Origin of the sequence: Acidithiobacillus sp. HP-11 (genome assembly GCF_015100075.1) — a bacterium.
GTDB lineage: Bacteria > Pseudomonadota > Gammaproteobacteria > Acidithiobacillales > Acidithiobacillaceae > Acidithiobacillus > Acidithiobacillus thiooxidans.
The window spans coordinates 15,595-37,421 of the sequence record NZ_JACKYY010000004.1 but is presented as its reverse complement, the minus strand read 5'-3'; the positions used below and the strand labels follow the sequence as shown (position 1 = coordinate 37,421).

Annotated in this window: 22 protein-coding genes; 21 read left to right on the top strand and 1 reads right to left on the bottom strand. The window is 52.6% G+C overall.

Annotated features, from left to right (window positions below; all coding sequences use genetic code 11):
• Nucleotides 1-2: 2 nt before the first annotated feature.
• Nucleotides 3-566: a Uma2 family endonuclease gene (locus H7F08_RS02205; RefSeq protein ID WP_024892689.1), complete on the bottom strand. Its 564-nt coding sequence runs from the start codon at nt 564-566 to the stop codon at nt 3-5.
• A gap of 268 nt (nt 567-834) precedes the next feature.
• Here H7F08_RS02205 and H7F08_RS02200 point away from each other — a divergent pair, with 268 nt between their 5' ends.
• The 21 genes from H7F08_RS02200 (at nt 835) to fliP (ending at nt 21,818) form a co-directional block, all read left to right on the top strand.
• Nucleotides 835-3,093: a flagellin gene (locus H7F08_RS02200; RefSeq protein ID WP_193639744.1), complete on the top strand. Its 2,259-nt coding sequence runs from the start codon at nt 835-837 to the stop codon at nt 3,091-3,093.
• A 143-nt stretch (nt 3,094-3,236) separates the two neighbouring features.
• Nucleotides 3,237-4,820 carry a flagellin gene (locus tag H7F08_RS02195; RefSeq protein WP_024892691.1) on the top strand — a complete coding sequence of 528 codons (1,584 nt, stop codon included), beginning with the start codon at nt 3,237-3,239 and terminating at the stop codon, nt 4,818-4,820.
• Nucleotides 4,821-4,891: 71 nt separating this feature from the next.
• Nucleotides 4,892-5,299 (top strand): hypothetical protein, encoded by a 408-nt coding sequence (locus H7F08_RS15340; RefSeq protein WP_024892692.1) that lies wholly within the window; start codon nt 4,892-4,894, stop codon nt 5,297-5,299.
• 33 nt (nt 5,300-5,332) lie between these two features.
• Nucleotides 5,333-7,288: a flagellar filament capping protein FliD gene (gene fliD / locus H7F08_RS02185; RefSeq protein WP_024892693.1), complete on the top strand. Its 1,956-nt coding sequence runs from the start codon at nt 5,333-5,335 to the stop codon at nt 7,286-7,288.
• A gap of 15 nt (nt 7,289-7,303) precedes the next feature.
• Nucleotides 7,304-7,684: a flagellar export chaperone FliS gene (fliS, locus tag H7F08_RS02180; RefSeq protein ID WP_024892694.1), complete on the top strand. Its 381-nt coding sequence runs from the start codon at nt 7,304-7,306 to the stop codon at nt 7,682-7,684.
• 32 nt (nt 7,685-7,716) lie between these two features.
• Entirely contained in the window at nt 7,717-8,277 is a 561-nt protein-coding gene (locus tag H7F08_RS02175; RefSeq protein ID WP_051690464.1) for a PilZ domain-containing protein, read from the top strand.
• A 12-nt stretch (nt 8,278-8,289) separates the two neighbouring features.
• Nucleotides 8,290-8,928: a sigma 54-interacting transcriptional regulator gene (locus tag H7F08_RS15335; protein ID WP_227487790.1), complete on the top strand. Its 639-nt coding sequence runs from the start codon at nt 8,290-8,292 to the stop codon at nt 8,926-8,928.
• The gene (locus H7F08_RS15330) at nt 8,921-9,361 is read left to right on the top strand and encodes a helix-turn-helix domain-containing protein (protein ID WP_051690462.1); all 441 of its coding nucleotides are present in this window, start codon (nt 8,921-8,923) and stop codon (nt 9,359-9,361) included. The genes H7F08_RS15335 and H7F08_RS15330 overlap by 8 nt, the downstream gene beginning before the upstream one ends.
• A complete protein-coding gene (locus tag H7F08_RS02165; protein WP_024892697.1) occupies nt 9,361-10,566 on the top strand; it encodes a sensor histidine kinase in 1,206 nt (401 codons plus the stop codon). Before H7F08_RS15330 ends, H7F08_RS02165 begins: the two co-directional genes overlap by 1 nt.
• Before the next feature lie 5 nt (nt 10,567-10,571).
• Nucleotides 10,572-11,936 carry a sigma-54-dependent transcriptional regulator gene (locus H7F08_RS02160; RefSeq protein WP_024892698.1) on the top strand — a complete coding sequence of 455 codons (1,365 nt, stop codon included), beginning with the start codon at nt 10,572-10,574 and terminating at the stop codon, nt 11,934-11,936.
• Nucleotides 11,937-11,991: 55 nt separating this feature from the next.
• Nucleotides 11,992-12,315, top strand: a complete 324-nt coding sequence (fliE, locus tag H7F08_RS02155; RefSeq protein WP_024892699.1) for a flagellar hook-basal body complex protein FliE — start codon at nt 11,992-11,994, stop codon at nt 12,313-12,315.
• A gap of 36 nt (nt 12,316-12,351) precedes the next feature.
• Entirely contained in the window at nt 12,352-14,058 is a 1,707-nt protein-coding gene (gene fliF, locus H7F08_RS02150; RefSeq protein ID WP_031569759.1) for a flagellar basal-body MS-ring/collar protein FliF, read from the top strand.
• Complete coding sequence (fliG, locus tag H7F08_RS02145) at nt 14,045-15,055, top strand: flagellar motor switch protein FliG (protein ID WP_024892701.1); 1,011 nt, start codon at nt 14,045-14,047, stop codon at nt 15,053-15,055. Before fliF ends, fliG begins: the two co-directional genes overlap by 14 nt.
• A 13-nt stretch (nt 15,056-15,068) precedes the next feature.
• Nucleotides 15,069-15,821: a flagellar assembly protein FliH gene (locus H7F08_RS02140; protein WP_024892702.1), complete on the top strand. Its 753-nt coding sequence runs from the start codon at nt 15,069-15,071 to the stop codon at nt 15,819-15,821.
• Complete coding sequence (gene fliI / locus H7F08_RS02135; protein ID WP_024892703.1) at nt 15,818-17,185, top strand: flagellar protein export ATPase FliI; 1,368 nt, start codon at nt 15,818-15,820, stop codon at nt 17,183-17,185. Before H7F08_RS02140 ends, fliI begins: the two co-directional genes overlap by 4 nt.
• Before the next feature lie 6 nt (nt 17,186-17,191).
• Nucleotides 17,192-17,632 carry a flagellar export protein FliJ gene (gene fliJ / locus H7F08_RS02130; protein ID WP_024892704.1) on the top strand — a complete coding sequence of 147 codons (441 nt, stop codon included), beginning with the start codon at nt 17,192-17,194 and terminating at the stop codon, nt 17,630-17,632.
• A gap of 451 nt (nt 17,633-18,083) precedes the next feature.
• Complete coding sequence (locus H7F08_RS02125; RefSeq protein ID WP_193639743.1) at nt 18,084-19,004, top strand: flagellar hook-length control protein FliK; 921 nt, start codon at nt 18,084-18,086, stop codon at nt 19,002-19,004.
• Between the two features lie 38 nt (nt 19,005-19,042).
• Nucleotides 19,043-20,056 carry a flagellar motor switch protein FliM gene (gene fliM, locus H7F08_RS02120; RefSeq protein ID WP_024892706.1) on the top strand — a complete coding sequence of 338 codons (1,014 nt, stop codon included), beginning with the start codon at nt 19,043-19,045 and terminating at the stop codon, nt 20,054-20,056.
• Nucleotides 20,057-20,059: 3 nt separating this feature from the next.
• Nucleotides 20,060-20,584 carry a flagellar motor switch protein FliN gene (fliN, locus tag H7F08_RS15700; protein ID WP_024892707.1) on the top strand — a complete coding sequence of 175 codons (525 nt, stop codon included), beginning with the start codon at nt 20,060-20,062 and terminating at the stop codon, nt 20,582-20,584.
• On the top strand, nt 20,581-21,108 hold the full coding sequence (fliO, locus tag H7F08_RS02110) for a flagellar biosynthetic protein FliO (protein ID WP_193639742.1): 528 nt from the start codon (nt 20,581-20,583) through the stop codon (nt 21,106-21,108). Before fliN ends, fliO begins: the two co-directional genes overlap by 4 nt.
• Nucleotides 21,108-21,818 (top strand): flagellar type III secretion system pore protein FliP, encoded by a 711-nt coding sequence (gene fliP / locus H7F08_RS02105; RefSeq protein WP_075322636.1) that lies wholly within the window; start codon nt 21,108-21,110, stop codon nt 21,816-21,818. Before fliO ends, fliP begins: the two co-directional genes overlap by 1 nt.
• The last annotated feature ends 9 nt before the right edge of the window (nt 21,819-21,827 follow it).

The window sequence follows — 21,827 nt, the reverse complement described above, 5'->3', positions numbered from 1 at the left end:
GCTCAAAGCCCGCTATCTTCATAAAGATCATCCAGAGATAGGCTGATGGATAACCCTCCACAGTCCAACTGGAGGATATCGCCGGGGTCGAGAATCTGCTCGCCCCAAGTGCTCCCTTCGCGACTGAACAGGCGGGCGTAAACCCGCTCAGAATCTACCAGAAGATAGTACCGTAAAGCATGGGTATCCCGGTAGGCGAGCCATTTTTCCCGCTGGTCGATGGCGGCGGTAGCCGGAGATAAGACCTCGGCCAGAAAGCAGGGCGCGCTTTTGTACAAGGGATAATTGTCTTCTGGATCACAGACCAGCATGGCATCAGGATAATAATAGGCCTGATGGGTGGAGATGCGCAGCTTCAAGTCCGCCATGAAGGCACGGCATGGGTGACCACGGCTGACTGCGCGTAGATGAAAAAAAATATTACCCGCAATACGGTTGTGTCGCTCGCTGGCACCGGCCATGGCAAACACTTCGCCAGCCAGATACTCGCTTTTAACATCAGCCAGTGCTTCGGCATCAAGGTACTCTGTTTCGCTCAGGCTTCGATGCTCGGTACAGGCGCTCATGGGTTACCTCGGTGATGAAGGGGGCCATTGGCGATGAATGTAGCTTGTAGGGACTGGATCCTCAAGCTCTGGAAATGGCCGGTTTGCCCGGAAAGAAGAGCGGCAACATATTGCCACTTTTGAGTCGGCTTAATGTCATATCTTGGCGCAACTACCATCAAATATGCCTTGATCAGCTTTATCCTGCTGATATTCCGGTATTAAATAAATATGGTACTGATTTTGCTTCCAGTCTTGAGTGTTGGTGCTGCAAACAGACGGACAGGCAATGGCTATATCAGGTGTGATCAATACAAATACTTCGACTTTGAACACGCTGGACGCACTCAATGGCACCCAGGGTGGCCTTGATACTTATTTGCAACAGCTATCTACGGGTAAGCGTATCAATAGCCCGGCTGATAATCCGGCAGACTACGCCATCGCCCAGCGTTTTCAAACCCAAATCAATGGGCTGAACCAGGCGATTGCCAACGGCAATCAAGGCGTTTCCCTGGTACAGACCGCTACTGGAGCCGTCCAGAATCAGATCAATTTATTGCAGCAGATTCGGACCACGGCAGTGCAGGCTGCCAATGCTTCCAATACCACTTCAGATCGCCAGGCTCTGCAGGGCGTGGTCAGTCAGTTGCTGGCCCAGGTGCAGACCATTGCGACCCAGACCCAGTTCAACGGTCAGAACTTGCTGGATGGCACTTTTGCGGGTACTGCCTTTCAGGTGGGTGCCAACTCCAACCAGATAATCAATGCGGCGGTGGGAAATGCGCAGACTTCAGCCATGGGCGATCATATACCCGCAGTTTCTCCGTACAGCGATAGCTACGGATGTAATGGCTCCTTTGTGAGCGGCGGTTTTGCGCCCGGAGGTGCCTTTACCATCACTCCTGCCCAGACCAGTGCTTACTTTACTTTTAGCGGTGGTTCTTATGATTTCTACATATTTCGCGGTCTGCAGAATGGTGGAGAAATCGGTAGCAAAATCAAAGTGACATTGACGGGAAACCCGCCGGATACGCAGGAACTGAATAAAATGGCTGCAGCCATCAGTAGCGCAGGAATCAAAATATCTGGCACAACGCAATTGGTTAATGGCACACCTGTACTGAAATTGACCTATCCTGCCAACGACAAGGGCATTTCCTTTAGCGGCCCACCCTATGTAACCAGTGGAAGTTATGATTATAACAGTCAAACAAATGAAATCACCGTAACATTGCCTGATAGCGCGCCGCATCTGAATTCACTGCTCAGCGCCGTGAACCAAAATGTGGTTTCCGTAACTAAAACCGGTTCATCTACCCAGCTGACATATCCTGCCAGTGGGCAACGATATGCTTTCATAGAAGATTCTAACATTACCCAGAATCCGCCAATTATAAATAGTAGCAGCGGCAGTATAACGTACACCCAGAATAATGGCGGGTCGGCTATGGCTCCAGACTCAACCGGAATGTTTCAGGAGGTTCACATAGAGAATGATGCCTTCAGTTCCAGAGGAACGCTGATCACCAGTAATACGCCTGCCTCAGAGGCGATTATCCCCCCCAACACCTATTATGGCTCCTTCAGTTCCGGAACGGGGAGTAGCGGACTGAGCATCCAAGGTCCATTCGGTAGCGCGCAAGTGGATGTCAACACCGAGACAGAATCAGCAGCAAGCATCACTACGGCGGTCAATGCCGTATCCCAGCAGACGGGGGTCAAGGCCCGGGCCTATACCAGTGCCTCTTTTCTGGTGGCTACGGGAAGCTATACTTTTACCCTCAGTAATGGGAGTAGTGGTTTACCCAGAAATGCCGTGAACATCTCTGCCAGTGTGAACAATGCAGCCAACGGCCAGCCCAATTTGAATGCCTTGTTGACGGCCGTCAACCAGCACACGGCAGTAACCGGCATTGCTGCCAGTAGCCGGGTAATCAATGGTAAACCCGAGCTGATTCTCACCAATGCCAATGGCGAGAATATCAATATTTCAGCTGGGTTAGCCAATGGTCAGTTGGCATCCACGGCCCTTGCCGCAGGCTCCACCGGCAGTTTGCAAGCCGTAAGTGGCAGCACTCAGGCCCTTATCGGTTACCCCATCAACAGTGGATCTCATGCCGCGTTAATCCAGGGGGCGGTGCAATTTGCTTCGGCCAGCGCCTATCGGATCAATAATGGCGATATGATCGGATTCAGCAGCCAGGTCAGCAGACTGCAGAGTGGTTCGGCTCTGGCCGATATTGATGTGAGCACCCAAGAGGGGGCGCAACGGACCATTACCATTGTGGATCAAGCCTTGAACTATTTGAACCAGCAAGCCAGTGAGCTGGGTGCCACCCAAACCCGGATTCAGGTTTCAGTAGTCAATGACCAGAGCTCGGCCACCAATATGCAGTCGGCCCAATCGACTGTCCAGGATGCCAGTATTGCCCAGGCAACCTCACAGTTGACCAAATACCAGATTTTACAACAGGCAGGCATCTCGACCCTGGCTCAGGAAAACGCACTTCAGCAGGCCTATCTCAAGCTTCTGCCATCAGGCTGAGATGTTCAAAGCGATAAACATCATCGCTTCCCCACTAACTGAGTCGATTCAAGTTTTTTCGCTGGAGTGTCGTTATAAGGAATGTACGAAGTAAGTACAGCTTGGCAAGGATGCCATTTCAACCCTAAGAAAGGAGCACGATCATGGCAATTTCAGGAATTATCAATACCAATACCTCAGCATTGAGTACGCTGAATGCATTAAATGGTACGCAAGGAAGTCTCAATACATACCTTCAGCAGTTGTCCACGGGCAAGAGTATCAATGGCCCGGCGGATAACCCTGCGGGTTACGCCATCGCCCAGCGTTTTCAGACCCAGATCAACGGGTTGAATCAGGCGGTTTCCAACGGTAACCAGGGCGTTTCTCTGGTGCAGACTGCTACAGGTGCCATTCAGAACCAGACCAGCCTTTTGCAGCAGATTCGGACTACAGCGGTCCAGGCAGCTAACGCTTCCAACACCACATCAGACCGCCAGGCTCTGCAGGGTGTGGTCAGCCAATTGTTGGCGCAGGTACAAACCATTGCCACCCAGACCCAGTTCAATGGTCAAAACCTGCTGGATGGCACTTTTGCGGGTGCGTCGTTTCAGGTAGGTGCCAACTCTAACCAAATCATTAACGTTGCGGTTGGCGATACCAAAACGAATGCGATGGGAAATTATTCAGCGACTGCTTCTGGGAGTACATATACGAGCAGTGGATCTTTTCAGAATGGTGGTTATACCCCTGGTGGATCATTTACGATCAGTGCCAGTGGCACGGGTAATTTTACTGCCGGTTCAGGGGCAAGTGGTTTGATCATCCAGGGGAGCGTCGGTAACGCTTCAGTGAGTGTGAATTCTTCGACTGAGTCCGCAGCCAATCTTGCCGCTGCGGTGAACGGTGTTTCTGCTCAGACAGGGGTTACGGCTAAGGCTTATACCAGTGTGGCTTTCACAGCTACAACAGGTACGTACACCTTTACTCTTAGTAACGGTAGCAGTGGTGCTGCGACTAATGCAGTTAATGTATCTGCCGATGTCACTGAGGGTTCCAATGGTCAGGCTAATATTAGTTCGCTGGTCACGGCCATCAATAATCAAGCGGCTGTTACTGGGGTATCGGCAAGTACTCAGACCGTCAATGGTTCAACGGAATTAGTGCTGACCAATGCGAACGGTAATAACATCAACATTTCGGCTGGTATTACATCTGGCGGGGCTTTGATTGGATCCGGACTTGCTTCTGGGTCAACAGGTTCATTAACCGCTGTTAGCGGAAGTACACCATCTACTGTCGGTTCAGCCATTACTTCTGGTTCTGCAAACGCCCTGATTCAGGGGGCGGTGCAATTTGAGTCTGCTAGCTCCTACGCCATTGGCAATGGGGGTAATATTGGGTTTAGCGCTCAGGCAACCAGCTTGAGTGGATCAGAGGTGTCAAACATCAATGTTACCACCGCCGCCGGTGCCCAGCAGGCCATCGGTATTGTTGATCAGGCCATCAACTATCTGAACCAGCAAAACGGTAGTCTTGGTGCTATCCAGAACCGGATTCAGGCTTCGGTTTCCAATGATCAGACTACGGCTACCAACCTGCAGTCTGCGCAATCGGTGGTTCAGGATGCGAATATCGCGCAGGCGACTTCGCAGTTGACCAAGTATCAGATTCTGCAGCAGGCAGGTATTTCTACCCTGGCGCAGGAAAACTCCTTGCAGCAGAGCTACCTCAAGCTTCTGCCCTAAGGTAATGATGCTTTAATCAGTTTCTCTCCCACTTCTGCAGGGTGGGAGAGTTTTATCAGCGGAGAATCAATATGGATGCTCTCTCTATGGCAACGAGTTCGTTATCTATACCCGGAAGTGCAGCGTCTGATACGCAGCAAGGGAGTGAGGCGAATGTTCCTCCAACCCGGCCGCCAACAGCGCAGCCAAATACTTTAGAAAGCACTTCAACAACACCCAAAAACAAAACATTGCATCCTGAAAAAGTGCAACAGGCTATTCAGAAATTACAAAATAATTTACCAGCAAGTGCTTCTGTTACCTTACAAGCTGGTCTGGACCCGGACGGAACGCATCCCGGACAGGTTCTGGTGAAACTCAGTGATAAAGTCACCAAACAAACATTTTTTGAATATTACGTCCCGGCCGAACAGGTCGTGAAAAGTGCTGAAACCGGAGACGCATTGCAACCCGGCAGCCTGATGAATACCAAGGCCTGAATTTTTTAAATTTATTATGCAGGAGTAAAGATTATGACCGCTTCACTATCTGGTTTGGTCAGTGGCATTGATGTCCAGTCACTTATTACGAATTTAAGTGCGGCTTATCAGGCCCCTATTACTATCCTGCAAAATCAGCAACAATCTTATCAAACGACTTTAAGTGCCTGGGGTACCCTGCAGAGTAGTCTATCCGGTTTGCAGTCGGCCATGAGCAGTTTGCAGAATCTGGGTAATACCAATAATCGCAGCGTGACTCTTTCCAATGATAATGCGGCCTCGGCTACGGCTTCTGCCAATGCGCCGCAGGGAAGTTACAGTCTGAGTAATATGGTTCTGGCGCAGTCCCAGAGTATTTATTCCAGCAATTTTACCAGCGCCACCAATAATTCAGTGGGTACCGGTACCCTGCAAATTCAGGTGGGTAGTGGTGCTGTCCAGAATGTGGCTATCAATGCTTCCAATGACAGTCTGGATGGCATTGCCAGTGCCATTAATCAGGCCAACACCGGAGTGAATGCCGCCGTTGTCTATGATGGCACCGGCTATCGCCTGACTTTGACCGGAAAGGGTACAGGGGTGAATAGTGCTTTCTCGGTCAGTACCAGTGGTGCAACGGGCAGCTTATCTTCGCTCAGCTACAGTAATGGTAATGGCGCATCTGGTTCCATGACCTTGAGCCAACAGGCTCAAAATGCCGGTGTCAGCATTAACGGTTTGCCGGTTACCAGTACGACCAATACGATTTCCGGAGCTATTCCCGGAGTAACGCTCAATTTGCTGCAGGCCAGCGGTAGTGCAACCTTGCAGGTTTCCAGCAGCAATAGCGGTTTTGTGACGGGTGTGCAGAGCTTTGTGAGTGCTTTCAATAAGACCATGGGCACTATCAACCAGTTGACCGCTTATAATGCTCAGGCTGGTTCCGGTGGTCCTCTGTTGGGTGATGCTTCGGTGCAGGGTTTGCGGACCCAGTTGCTGGATATGATTTCCGGACAGGGCATCGGGATCTCTTCGGGTAGTTCGTATAACTCCCTGGGCAGTGTGGGTTTGGGACTCACCAGCAGTGGTACGATCAGTTTGAATACCGGCACTTTGACTACGGCGCTCTCTGCTGATTTCAATACGGTAGCGGGCCTCTTCGGGCAGGCGGGTAGTACCAGCAACGCCAATGTTCAGTATCTGAACGCGACCAGCGCAACGCAGGCAGGGACTTATGCCATTAATGTGAGTCAGGCCGCGACCCAGGCCAGCACTTCGGGGAGTGCCGCCATTCCTTCCGGTGGCATTCTTCAGAGCGAAAGCCTGACTTTTGGGTCGGGGGCCAGTTCGGTGGTGGTGTCCTTGAGTTCGGGCAGCACCCTCAATGATATTGTGAGTACTATTAATGATACCTTGCAGCAGTCGGGTATGACGGGGATTACCGCCAGCGCCAATAATGGTTATCTCGAATTGCAGTCCAATGCTTACGGGAGCGCCCAGTCTTTCACCGTAAAATCCAACGTGGCGGCAGGTTCCGGCGGTACCGGAATTGGTACGAGCTTGTTGACAGCTACCGGAACCGATGTAGCGGGGACGATTAATGGCCAAAGTACCAGCGGTTCCGGTCAAACCATGACCGTCACCGGACCGGGGAATGCTTCGGGTTTGCAGGTCAGCATTACCGGAAACAGCACCGGCAATCTTGGTTCGGTAACCCTCAGTCAGGGTTTGTATCAACAGATGAGTGCGCTTCTGAGCTCGGCGCTGAACACCCAAAGTGGTTTTGTGAGCGCCGCCCAGAACGGTATCACTTCTTCCATCAATGGCTTGGGGGCGCAGATTACAACATTGCAGCAGTCAGCCTCCAATCAGACCGCGTTGCTTACCCAGCAGTTTGCTGCCATGCAGTCACAACTGTCTTCTCTGCAGTCTACCAGTCAGTATCTGAATGCATTTTATTCTTCCAATAGTTCCAGCTCGTCCAGTTCCAGTTCGAGCTCCAGTAGTTAAGGGAGGTTTTAAGCTATGAGTGTAGCGACAGCGGCGGCCATGCAGGCTTATAAGCAGGTCGGCAATCAGGGGATTTCCAGTGATCGTCTGGTGTTGCTGGGGCTGGAAGGAATTCTGGAATATATCCGGCGTGCCCGTCTGGCGATTCAGACTAAGGACCTGAGCGTCAAGGCGGATTCCATGGACAAAGCCTACCAGCTGACCGCCCACCTTTTGGCCAGTGTGAACTTCGAGCAGGGCGGTGAAATTGCCAAAAATCTCGACAGTCTTTATCGTTTCCTGTTAAATCAGTTGGCACAAGCCAATATTTTTGATGATTTGCAGGCGCTGGATGCCTGCCAGCCGGTGCTGGTGGATCTGCGCGACGCGTGGAGGGGACTGCTGGGTCATTCCTGAGGCATAACTTTCCGCATCTGAAGGAGTGACTGATGCTGGAGCAGCATGCCGTGGTACTGGAAGATGTGCTTCCCCTGAGCCTGGAGAAGGGTCAAGTAGATCCTGCGCGACGCGGTCGTCTGATGTTGGATAATTTGGCGCTTCTCAAGGCATTGCTGGTGATGGATGATCACTTGCTGATGGAGGATGACAACCGGGAAGCCATCAGCAGCCTGGAAACCAAAATTGATTTGCTGCTGCTGTTGGTAGGTAAGGGCATACAAGGGCTGGAACCTTTGCCAACATCTTATTCCTGCGCGCTGGGTGCAGAAGATCTGTATTGGGAGACTACATCTTCGGCAGAGTTTCCCCATGAGCATGGCCCGGTCTGCGTGGCCCTTTTTTTGCGCCCCAGGATTGCCATGCCGCTGTTTCTTCCGGGTACCCTCCAGATGTCAGTGACTCAGCCGGAGGGTAGCGCAGAAACGCTATCTCGTTATCATTTGCACTTTCAGCTAGACGCGCGCGTGCAAGAATCACTGGATCGACTAATATTCCGTCACCATCGGCGTTCCATAGCGCGGCAAAAGGATCATCATTTGTCCGCAGAATGACAGGCGTTTGTTATGTACACTGAAGTAAGCACGGAAAACGGATCAACTCTGGAGAGGCGCAGCCTGTCGCGCGAAAGTTGCGGACTGGTTGGAAACAGTGTGCCTATTCAGCGCATGACGGCGATGCTGGCCAAGGTGGCGAAAACGGACAGTACCGTCTTGATTCTGGGTGAATCGGGTACGGGCAAGGAAGTGATAGCCCGCTGTCTGCATCAGCACTCCTTACGTAGTCAGGGACCTTTTGTGGCAGTTAATTGTGGAGCTATTCCAGAAGAATTGATGGAAAGCGAGCTTTTCGGGCATGAGAAAGGGGCTTTTACGGGGGCTTTGGCCGCGCGTAAAGGCCGTTTTGAGCTGGCCGAGGGCGGCACCCTTTTTCTGGATGAAATTGCCGAAATGAGTCCGCAAATGCAGGTGAAACTGCTGCGTGTGCTTCAGGAAAAACAATTTGAACGGGTGGGCGGTGCGCGGGTGATGGAGAGCCATGTGCGGATACTGGCCGCTACGCATCGTAATCTGGAGGAACGGATTCAGGAAGGCAGCTTCAGAGAGGACCTGTATTATCGTCTGAATGTTTTTCCGGTGCACGTGCCCCCCCCTGCGCGATCGCCCGGGCGATATTCATTTGTTGTTTGCTTATTTTATGGATAAGTTGATCACGGAAGGTCATTTAGCCGTTAAGCTTGAGGGGGATTCCCTGCGGGCCATGGATGCCTACCACTGGCCCGGGAATGTCCGGGAACTCCGCAATCTGGCAGAAAGGCTGGTAATTTTGCATGGTGGTGAGACACTTTCCTGTGCAGACCTGCCCGCCCGCATGCGCAGTGTGGAAAATTTGGAGTTGCAGGATGAACGGCAAAGTCTTGCCGCCGTGTGGGCAGAGCCTTCGGTGAGATTGCCGGAGCCGCCCTTTGATCTCAAATTGCATCTGGAAGAAATAGAAAAGGAATTCCTGCTGCAAGCGCTGGCTAAGTGCGATCAGGTGGTTGCCCGTGCTGCAGAACGTTTGGGACTGCGCCGGACGACCATGGTCGAGAAACTGAAAAAATACGGACTGAGCACGATCAGGGACATGGATCATTAATGTCTGATGCAGGCTCTCCGCCCTTGCCTGATGCTTCGAGTCTTATCGAAGCGTTCAAACTCTTCAACCAAACTTCACAAGAACTGACGGAAGCCTACGGAGCCCTGCAGCAGGAAGTCCAACGCCTTTCCGCAGAACTGGCAGAGGCGAACGTGCGTCTTCGCGCCGAACTGCAAGCCAAGGAACAAATGCGCGAACGCCTTGCCCTCCTTCTGGAAATACTCCCCGGCGCGGTATTGGTGGTGGATCATGCGGCGCTGATTGTGGAAATGAATCCGGAAGCAATTCGTTTGCTGGGAGCGGATTTGCGAGGTTCGGACTGGCAGGCCTTGCAACCCAGACCCATGTCAGGTTCCGGGAATGAATGGTTGTTGCTGCGCGGGCCTTCCAGGGATCAGTCCGTACAGGTGACACTTGCTGTCAATGCGTTGCCGGGCGAGGGTGGACAGGTGATTTTATTGCAGGATGTGACAGCGGCGCGCGCTCGTGAGGAGGCTGCCCAGCGACGGGAACGTCTGGCTGCCATGGGAGAAACGATGGCAGGACTGGCGCATCAATTGCGTACCCCTTTGGCCACGGCGCTGCTCTCTGTTTCACACCTGCAATTTGAACGTGGTCCCGAACATTTTGCTCGGCAACAGCAGCGCGCGCTGGAAAGATTGCATCATCTGGATGCGACCATTGATGCCATGCTGCGTTTTTTGCGCGGTGCGGAGCAGGAAAGTGGCTCTGTGGCATTGATCGAAATTCTTCAAGCCTTGCAGCGGGAATGGGAAGCACAATTTCGTCAAAAAAATGTCACTCTGGAAATTGGCGATGCACGGGATGACTGGTTTTTGACGGGAACCCTGGCTGCCTGGGTCAGCGTCTTGGCCAATGTCCTGCATAATGCGCTGCTTTTCAGCAACGCTGGACAGTCAGTCAGCATCAGGCTTGAAGAAGTTACTCAAGGCACCCTGCGCTTGAGCATTCGGGATTTTGGCCCGGGTATTGCTGAAGCGGATCAGGAAAAGATTTTCATCCCATTTTATACCACTCGCCGGGATGGCACCGGATTGGGTTTGGCTATTACCCGTAATTTTGTGGTAGCCATGGGGGGGAGTATGGAGCTGGAAAAGGTATCTCCTGGTACCTGCTTGGTGCTGCTTCTGCCGTTATGGCAGGTTGCTCAGCCATTGCCCAGCGGTTCAATGAGTCAGGAGTAGGAAGCATGGAGCAATACCAGGCCCGTATTTTACTGGTCGAAGATGATGAATATCTGGCTGAAGCCTTGCAGGAGGCGCTGGAGGATCAGGGCTATCGCGTGCAATGGGCCGAAGATGGAACGGCGGCATTACGCCTGTTGGCGGCTAAGTCTTTTGATCTGGTGGTCAGTGATGTGCAGATGCGTCCTATGGATGGTTATACCCTTTTGAAAACCTTGAGCGTACAACATGACGCACCGCCGGTATTGATGATGACCGCCTGGGGTACGATTTCCGAGGCGGTGCAGGCTTTGCAAAATGGTGCGGTAGATTATGTGGTGAAACCTTTTACGGTGGATGTTCTGCTGGAAAAGTTGCGCAAGTTCGCGCTTCCACATTTGCCAGCCGATAGCCAAGGACCTGTAGCGCAGTCTCCGGCCATGTTGGCGATGCTGGAAATGGCCAAAAAGGTAGCTTCCACGGATGCCACCGTATTGCTGATGGGCGAAAGTGGTGTGGGGAAAGAAGTGTTGGCACGTTATATCCACCAGCAAAGCCGCCGTCAGGCGGGGCCATTTATTGCTGTTAATTGTGCGGCCATTCCTGAAACCCTTCTCGAAGCCACTTTGTTTGGGCATGAAAAAGGGGCATTTACGGGTGCGGCGCAAAGTAGTGCTGGAAAGTTCGAGCAGGCTCAAGGCGGTACGCTGCTGCTGGATGAAGTGACAGAAATGCCTGTTCAATTACAGGCCAAGTTACTGCGGGTGCTGCAGGAACGTGAGCTGGAGCGGGTCGGCGGCAAGCAGACCATTACCCTCGATATTCGGCTGATTGCCACCAGTAATCGGGATTTGCGTCAGGCCGTAGCGGAAGGAGTTCTGCGGGAAGATCTGTATTATCGTTTACAGGTTTTTCCTATACAGATTCCGCCATTGCGCGAACGCCAGGCGGATATTTTGCCGCTTTCCGAGCACTTGTTGAGGCGGCACTGTCAGCAGATGGGGCTTTCCGTAAAAGGGCTCAGTATGGCAGCAAAACAGCAGCTCTACTTTTATGAATGGCCCGGCAACGTGCGCGAACTGGAAAATGCCCTGCAACGTGCGCTCATTCTCTCGGTAGAAAATGACATTCAGGTAGATGATCTGGGTTTACAGGGATCGTCTGCAAGCATACCTTTACCTGGGGTGAGTCCTACATTGGCGGTAGAAACTGCAGACCCCGTTGTGGCCCTGGATGATCTGCGTGCCCACCATGAACGTGAAGCCATCGCCTTGGCCTTGAGCCAAAGTCGCGGTTCAAGGGCTCAGGCCGCAGAGCGTTTGGGCATTAGTCCCAGGACTTTGCGTCACAAAATCCAGCGCTTTCGGGAAGCCGGTTATGAGTTGGGATAAAACTGGCTCGGATATTGCTTGTAAGTTTCAGGAAAAATAAACGATAGGTGCGACCATGAGTAGTGTAGATTCCCTGGATTCCTTGATGACGCAGTTGCGCGCTCTGGCCGATCAGGCACAGGGTGTCAAAGTGCCGGATAAATCCACTACCGGTCCCGACGACTTTGCCAACACCCTGAAAAGCATGGTTGGGTCGGTCAATCATCAACAAAGTCAGGCGAATGCACTGCAGTCGGATTTTTCCAGTGGCGACAAGTCGGTCAGTCTCAGTCAGGTGATGGTTGCTTCGCAAAAAGCGGATCTTTCCTTTCAGACCATGCTTCAGGTGCGCAACAAGCTGGTTTCTGCGTATCAGGACATCATGAACATCCAGGCATGATTCCTTGCGTTTCGGGCACTTGCGTAGATTCTGCTGATGGCGACTGAAGCCGCGACGAATCTCAACCTGGCGGGCGGAGCTGCACAAGTGCAGCGACGCTGGCAGGAGCTGCCGCCGAATCGCCGTCTGGGCGTATTGGTGGCTCTGGCTGCCGTGCTTGCCGTTCTGATTGCCGTGATTTTCATGAACGGAAGTCCTTCCTACAAGGTTTTGTACACCAATCTTTCGGATCGTGATGGTGGGCAGGTTATTGCCGAGTTACAGAAGCTGAATGTGCCCTACCAAATCGGTGATGGCGGTGCAGTGATTTCCGTACCCGCCAATCAGGTTTATGCGACCCGCATGAAATTGGCCGCAGACGGGTTACCCAAAGGTGCCGGTGTGGGTTTTGCCATTCTTGACCATGAACCCATGGGGACCAGTGATTTTGTGGAGCACGTGAATTACCAGCGTGCTTTGGAAGGTTCTCTGGAGAGAACCATCGCCTCCCTTAGTTCTGTGGAGGGAGCCAAAGTACATCTGGCCATGCCCAAGCCCTCGGTATTCCTGAGCGAGCAGGAAAAACCCACGGCTTCGGTGATGCTGAACCTGTATCCCGGTCGCGAACTCAGCGGTGCCCAGGTGGCAGGCATTGTTCATCTGGTTGCTGCCAGCGTGCCGGGGCTGATGGACAAAAATGTTACGGTAGTGGATCAGCATGGCAATATACTGAGCACCCGTGGCAATGCGGATAATGGATTACAACCTTCCCAGCTGGCTTACCAGCGTAGCGTGGACCAGCAATACGAAAAACGTATTCAGGCTATTCTGACCCCTATTGTCGGTGCCAAAGGCGTGCGCGTAGCCGTATCGGCAGATATTGATTTCGCCAAAAGTGAAAGCAGTTCGGTGAGTTATGGTAAAGGTCAGATTCTCAGCCAGCAGACCCATAGCACTTCTGGAACCGGTGGTTCCGGGCCTTACGGGGTTCCTGGAGCACTCTCCAACACGCCTCCCGGAGTGGCGGTAGCTCCCCTGGTTGCGCCGGTGGCTTCCGATTTGTCACCTGGAGCGCTTATTGCTCTGGCCCCCACGCTGAAAATGCTGGCGCCTACTGAAAGCAGTGCGGATTCAACCACCAACTACGATGTGGACAAGACCATTGTGCACACGGTTCAGCCGGTAGGAACCGTCAAGCGCCTGTCAGTGGCCGTGCTCGTCGATGACCAGGTTTCCGAAAGTTCTCTGGGTGCCGTCAAGGCAAAACCTTTATCGACGGCGCAATTGGCGCAAATCCAGCAGCTGGTGGAAGATGCCATTGGCTATAATGCCAAGCGGGGCGATACGGTCAAGGTCGTCAATATGCCTTTCACTACCCAGTCAGCAGCAAGCGCATTGCCCTGGTGGCAGCAGTCCTGGTTCCTGAATCTCCTGAACAGCGGGCTGCGTTATCTGGTCATTCTTTTTGTGGCTTTGCTCCTCTATTTTGGTGTTGTCCGCCCGCTTTTAAAACGTCGTGCGCGCCAGGAACCCGGCATGGAGAGTGCGGATATAGAATCTGGAGAAAAATCCGTGAATGAGGCGCGGGCTGCCTCTCCAGAATCAGCAGCAGCAATGGCTAATGCTGAAGCCATTCGCGAGCAGGTCAACATTCCCGGTAATCCCCTGGAAACCGATTTGTATGTCTCCCGGCAGCTGGTCATGCAAGACCCGGCCAGAGCAGCCCAGGTTGTCAAAGAATGGTTGTCTAATGAGCACGAGTGAAGATCTCAGTGGCATGGATCGTAGTGCCATTCTTTTGTTGAGTCTCGGTGAGGATGAAGCTGCTGAAGTCATGCGCCACCTGGGACCGCGAGAAGTGCAGAAGCTTGGTGCGGCAATGGCCCGGATGTCGCATATCTCCACGGACCAGGTACAGGTGGTTCTTTCGGATTTTCGCTCCCGACTGGAGCGCCAGACTTCTCTGGGCGTGGGCAGCGACCAGTATATTCGGGCCATGTTGACCAAGGCTCTGGGCGCGGATAAAGCGGGTAATCTGATTGATCGGATTCTTCATGGTGGTGATGCCAGTGGTCTGGAGAATCTGAAATGGATGGACGCCCGTTCCATAGCCGACTTGATCAAACTGGAGCATCCCCAGGTGGTTGCCATGATTTTTGCCTATATGGAGCCGGAGCAGGCGGGAGAGGTCATTCATCATCTTCCTGATCGCCTGGTCAGTGAAGCCATGATGCGTCTGGCCAGCCTGGAAACGGTGCAGCCTGCGGCCATTCGCGAGTTGAATGAAATTCTGGAGGAACAAATTTCCGGTGAAGCGCAAAGCCTGCAGGTTGCCAGCCTGGGCGGACCAAAAGCCGCCGCTGATGTTCTGAACCGCCTGGAAACCAGTCTTTCATCCAGCATTCTCGACAACATGCGTGAGACCGACGATGAGTTGGCCGACAAGGTTCAGGAAAAAATGTTTGTCTTTGACGACCTGATCAAGCTGGATGACCGCAGCATGCAGGTGTTACTGCGTGAAATACCCTCGGATGGTTTTGTGACGGCGCTGAAGGGTGCCAATGCCGCACTGCGCGAAAAATTCTTTGCCAACATGTCCAAACGTGCGGCAGAAATGATGCGCGATGATCTTGAGGCCAAAGGTCCGGTACGGGTCAGTGAGGTGGAAAGCAGTCAGAAGGCGATTTTGCAGATAGCTACGCGACTGGATGCCGCCGGTCAGCTCAGTCTGGGTGGTGGCAGCAGCGAGGCCATGTTGTGATTGGGCAGCCCCTGTGAACAAGGGTGCGGAGATCATCTCCAGAGACAGCAGTGCTCAGGTACAGCGCTGGCAATTGCCGGAGGTCAAAAATTTTTCACCTGATTCCCAAGGTGCCACGGGCTCGTCACTGGAAGAGGGCGAAACCCTTTCTGCTGCCGCCGTCGCTTTACCAACCGCTGAACAACTCCAGGCCATTTATGCGGAAAGTGAGCAGAAAGGGCATGAGCAGGGTTATCAGCAAGGTTTTAAAGAAGGGCAGGCCGAAGGCTATCAAGAGGGGCTGGCCCGCGCAGAAGCTGAAAGACGTTCTTTGCAGGATATTCTTTCCGGTCTTTTTTCGCCCTTACAAGCCCTGGATGCCAGTGTTGAGCAATCTTTGCTGGCGCTGTCTCTGGAAATCGCCCGCCAGGTTATTCGTCACGAATTGCGGCTCCGCCCGCAAGTCTTGCTGCCCTTGTTGAAGGAAGCATTGCGCGCGGTACCTCTGCGGAGTGTGAACCCGGTTATTCGTTTGCATCCTGATGATGTGGATATGCTGCAGCGTCTTATGCCTGAGCTTGCCGACCAGGGAGTGGATTTGCTTGCTGATCCCCAAATCGAACGGGGAGGCGTCCTGGTTTCTGCGGGTCTGGATGATAATGCGGCCAGACCCGACCGCCGTTGGCAGGATCGGGATATTGATCATGCGGCCACTCAGCTTGATTTGCGCCTGGAAAATCGCTGGCGTGCCGTTCTCGAACGCTTGTTTGGTGAGCTTTCGGTATGATGTTGCGCTTTGCTGATCGGCAAAAATTGTGGGGAGATACCCTGAATCATTATACGCAAAGATTACCTGAAACATTCCCCGCCTTGCTGCCCAGCGGCCGCCTGGTGCGCATGGTGGGGTTGGTTCTGGAAGCCGAAGGGTTTGATGTGAGTGTCGGCACCCGCTGCCGGGTGGAAGCCGGCAATCAACGCGGTATTGATGCCGAAGTGGTCGGTTTTCACAACGAAAAACTGCAGTTGATGGCTGCCGGTGATTTGCACGGAGTCAGGCCCGGTGCCCGGGTACAGCCCTTGTCCGGGGAAGCACAGGCGAGTGTCAGCGAACGTCTTCTGGGTCGCGTAATGGATGGACAGGGTCAGTTTCTGGATGGTCTTGGCCCGGTGTCAGGACTCATCCGCGTGCCTCTGTTGGGTGTCAACATCAATCCCATGCAGCGTGCCCCGGTTAAGCGCCCCCTGGATGTTGGGGTGCGCGCCATCAATGCCTTGTTTACCATTGGTCGCGGCGCGCGCATGGGGCTTTTTGCCGGGAGTGGCGTCGGCAAAAGTGTTTTATTGGGTATGATGGCGCGAAACACCGATGCTGACGTGATTGTGGTGGGGCTGATTGGTGAACGTGGTCGTGAAGTCAAGGAATTTATAGAAGATATTCTTGGTGCGCAGGGGCTGCGTCGCGCTGTCGTAGTCGCAGCCCCTGCTGACGTTCCGGCTTTGACCCGGATTCGTGGGGCCCATCTGGCCACAGCCATCGCCGAATATTATCGTAGCCAGGGTAAGCATGTTTTGCTGCTCATGGATTCACTCACCCGCTATGCCATGGCCCAAAGAGAAATCGCCCTGGCCGTGGGCGAACCACCTGCTGTTCGGGGTTATCCACCTTCGGTTTTTGCGCGGCTGCCAGCGCTGGTGGAACGGGCGGGCAACGGTCCGGTGGGCGGCGGGAGTATTACGGCTTTTTATACCGTTTTGATGGAAGGGGATGATCAACAAGACCCTATTGCTGATAATGCCCGGGCAGTTCTTGACGGGCATCTGGTTTTGTCACGCAGTCTGGCGGAGCAGGGCCATTATCCGGCCATTGATCTGGAAGCATCCATCAGTCGGGTCATGCCCAACATCGTGTCTTCTGCTCAGATCAATCAGTTGCACCGTCTAAAACGTCTCTATAGCCGTTATCGGGAACATCAGGATCTGATTGCGGTGGGTGCGTATACGCCGGGCATGGATCCATTGCTGGATCAGGCAGTACGTGCTTATCCGGCCATTCTGGGATTTCTCCGCCAGAATCAGCAGCAGTCCGTGTCTTTGCAGAGCAGTCAGGAGCAATTGGCGCAGATCATGGCAACATATCTGGAAGAGGGTTAGTTATAGATGATGAGTCGCCAGAACGTCTTGTTATTTTTGCGGGAGGATGCTGATAAAAGACAGAAAGAAATAGCTGTTCGTCTAGGAAAGCAGCGAAGTTTACTGAGTGAAGTGCAGCAGAAGTTGCAACTCCTGGAAAATTATCTGCAGCAGTATCGAAATCAGGCGATTGCAGCTGAGACTTCAGGAATCCTCGGTGCGCAGGCTCTGGATACCCGCAATTTTATTCATCAACTGGAGCAGGTCCTGCAGATTCAGAAGGAAAATGCTCTACGTCAACAGCAAAGCGTGGCGCAAATCCAGTCTGAATGGGCTTCTGCCCGTGTCCAGGAAAAAGGCTTTGCCGCTTTGGCACGCCGTATCGAGATTGAACAACATGAGCTGGAATTACGCAAAATTCAGAAAGAACTGGATGAGTGGGCGAATCGTCGCCCTGGCTGTCAATGAGCTGGTGTGAAATTTGCTTGGGTACTGTCTGATAATTTTAAGCTGAGGATTTATCCGGATGGCAGCCGTAAGCATCGTCAACCTCGTGTCTTCATCAAGTCTTGCCTCAAACCCCGTGGGTAAGGGCAGCGCGCCAGCAGGCAAGGAAAAGTCTGACAGTACAAAATTTGCTGCGGTCATGGCAAAACAGCAATCACGGGAAACGCCGCCGCCGCAAAAGTCAACAGAGCACCCTCAGCACGATATCGGTGCGAACCCGAGTGGACATTCTCAATCCTCTGCTGAAACAACACAGGCGGACGCGGCAAATTCACTGCAACCTGTAAGCGGCAAAAGTTTGCCGCAGCCACAGTCAAATATTAGAGCTCAAAATGGGACGGTTAGCAAAGACAGTGACCCTAAAAAATCGAAAGATCAACCAGCCAATTCATCTATTGTAATGACAGAAAATTTGCCAAGCGGGTTGCTGCCATTACCTGTCGTCATACCGCCGGATTCCAGTCAGACGCTTTCGTCTGTTGACTTTTCTGGAGAGGATAACGCTGCCACCCATATGGGTGGTAGCGGGAATCAGTCAGCACAAGTATCAGAAAAGTCTGTCTTGCCCCGGTCTTCGCAACCGGGTCTTTTACAGGTGGCAGATGCTGATCACCCGGTTACGGACGGAAAATTGACTGCTTCAGTAGCGCGTTCGGCCATCCAAGATGGGTCAGCATCACAAATTGTCGGACATTTTCTGCAGAATCTCGCCCAGGCATTCGCTGCGAGTTCCACTACCGGCCCACAATCTATCGCATCAAGTGCTTTCAGCAATTCCTGGGTCGATCCTTCCACGCAATTATTGAAGACCGTTTCTGATTCGGGAGTCGGTCTTGTGGGTAATAGCGCAGCGCCGTTACTTGCCAGCACGATTATGTTACCACCCGCTGCATCTACGCCTACTGCGCAGGTTGTGGCCGCCCCGGTCGGTGCGAATCCGCAGTGGGGCGAAGCTCTGGGGCAGCAGGTTCAGTTCCTGTTGGGGCAGGGGATTCAGCAGGCAACATTACAACTCAATCCGCCGCATTTAGGTCCTCTGGAAGTGCATTTGGATATTCAGGCCAATGGACAGGCAAATGCGACTTTTATATCGCCCCATCCGGAGGTTCTGCAGGCCATTAGTACGGCCATCCCGCAGTTACAACAAAGCTTTGCCGCTGCGGGGATGAGTCTTGGTCAAGCCAATGTAGGTGCAGATAGCGGTGGACGGTTTTTTTCTAAAAACAGATCAACCCCGGCGGACACTGTCAAATCCATGACAGAGCCGCTGGAGAGTACGGCGCCTTCCACTGTTCTTAAAGTGCATTTGGGTCTGATCAATGCTTTTGCATGAATCTTGCAATGTCCTGACACTCCATATACGGTGACGCCATGGTACAGGATATTCTTTCTCAGGATGAAGTGGATGCCCTATTTAAGGGCATGTCAGATGGTGATGTCGAAATACACGCTGAACCTGAGCCTGATCCGGGCGGTATTCGTCCCTATGATCTGGCGAATCAGGATCGGATTGTGCGTGGCCGCATGCCCACTCTGGAAGTGGTCAATGAACGCTTTGCACGACTATGGCGGGTCAGTCTGTTTAATTTTCTCCGCCGCACCGCTGAAATTTCTGTGGGTCCGGTGCGCTTAATTAAATACAGTGAATTTATACGCAGACTGGTCGTTCCCAGTAATATCAATATTGTGCAAATCAAACCCTTGCGTGGTTCGGCATTGTTTGTTTTTGATCCGCGCCTGATTTTCGCCGTGGTAGATAATTATTTCGGCGGTGATGGACGTTTTCATGCGCGTATTGAAGGCCGTGAATTCACGCCTCTGGAACAAAGAATTATTAAACGGCTACTGGACCTGGCATTTAAGGACTTTAAAAATGCCTGGACACCCGTAACCGAATTAAATCCAGAATTAACCCGTTCCGAGGTGAACCCGCAATTTGTCAGCATTGCCACACCCACGGAAGTAGTGATTGTCAGTACATTCAATGTTGAGCTGGAGTCGGGGAGTGGTACGTTTGAGATCTGTCTGCCTTATGGCATGGTAGAACCCGTCCGCGATCAGTTGACCGCCGGAACGACGGCCGACCGCTCGGAAATTGACCGACGCTGGGTACAATCCATGCAGGACGAAATGCAGGAGGCCTCTCTGGAACTGGAAGTACACTTTCTGCAAACGCAACTGACTCTTCGGCAATTATTGGCGCTCCGTGATGGAGACATTATTCCTGTAGAAATGCCCGAGGAGGTTTTTGCTCAGGTGGATGGAATCCCGATTTTTTCCGGGCGTTATGGGGTTTCTAACGGAAAAATTGCTGTGCAGTTGGAAAAACATTTATGTCCGGAAATGATTGCCGGGCAGGCAGCTATGGCCGCTATGGAGAACTAAAAGATGGCTGAAGAACAGAATACCCCGGCGGCGTCTGCAACAGAGTCTGCTGACAATGCTCAGGCTGACGATATTATGGCTGATTGGGCGGCAGCAATGAGCGAACAGGAGGCTGCAGAAACAACTGCTGAGAATCCTTCCAGATCTGTTTCCGGAGAGGCAGGGGCCACTGCAGAGCAGAGTGTTCCTTCTTCTGCCGCATCTGCAAAAACAGCAACACCCGTGCCCATGCCGGAATTACAAGCTTCCCGATCGACCGGAACCCAGGCACAAAATCTCGATATGATACTGGATATTCCAGTAACCCTTTCGGTGGAATTGGGGAAAACCAAAATTCAGATTCGTAATTTGTTGCAGCTTGCCCAAGGTTCTGTGGTCGAGTTGGAGCGGCTTGCCGGTGAACCCATGGATGTGTTGGTCAACGGTTATCTGATCGCCCAGGGCGAGGTCGTGCTGGTGAATGACAAATTTGGTATCCGCTTGACCGATATTGTCAGCCCGGCAGAGCGCGCCAAAAAATTGCGATGAAACGTCTTTTTGAAGCGCCAAAATTTTGGCTGATCTTCTGGGTATTGTCCGGGTTCAGTCCCTTGGCCCAAGCCAGTACTCCCGCCGTGATGGACACGGGTAGCCCCTTTTCCTGGATGTCCATATTGCAGTTGTTTGCAGCTTTGTTGTTTGTATTGGCTATATTTTTTGTGGTGATCTGGATGCTCAAACATTTCCAGCCGGGCGCAATGAATAACCCGGTTGCCGGGCTCAAAGTAGTGACATCCCTGCCTTTGGGTACGCGGGAACGTCTTTTGCTAGTACAGGTCGGAGAGCAGCAATTGCTAATCGGGGTAACACCAACAGGCATTCATCTGTTGCATACCCTGGAGATAGCGCTGCCGGATACGACCAGTAATTCAGCAACGGCTTTTGCCAGCTGGTTACGTACTGCGATGGAGAGGCGTAAGCAAGGAACATGGAGCCCAAACACCCCAGCCCCCAAGGGAAATGTAAAAACCGGCGATCAACATCCGCCTTCAGGAGATTCTTTACCGGACTGATGGTTTTTTTCCTGCCGGGGATTGCTCTGGCAGGAGGGCTCCCGGCCCTGACCGCAACGCCACAGGCTGGGGGCGCTACCGAGTACAGCCTCAGCATCCAAACCCTGATTTTCATGACCGTGCTGGTTTTCCTGCCAGCCATGTTACTGATGATGACCGCATTTACCCGCATCATCATTGTGTTATCCCTGCTCAAGCAAGCCCTTGGTTCTACCCAGATGCCTCCGAGTCAAATTATTGTCGGGCTTTCCCTGTTTTTGACGTTTTTTGTGATGGCGCCAGTTTTTCAGCAGCTCAATACTCAGGCCCTGCAGCCATTAACCAAAAACCAGATCAACCTCACCGAGGCCATGTCTCGTGCCGAAGGGCCCCTGCGAACATTTATGCTTTCCCAGACCAGACCGGATGACCTGGCGCTTTTTGTCAAATTATCCGGACATAAGCAGTTGCAGGCCCCTGTCGATACGCCCATGACTTTGCTTGTTCCAGCTTTTGTGACTTCCGAACTGAAAACCGGGTTTCAGATCGGTTTTCTGATATTTATTCCTTTTGTCATCATTGATCTGGTCGTGGCAGCGGTGCTGATGTCCATGGGCATGATGATGTTGTCACCCGTCACCATCTCTTTTCCTTTCAAGCTGATGCTTTTTGTGCTGGTCAATGGCTGGGATCTGGTAATTGGTTCGCTGGTACAAAGTTTTGTGCATTGAGGAGAACCT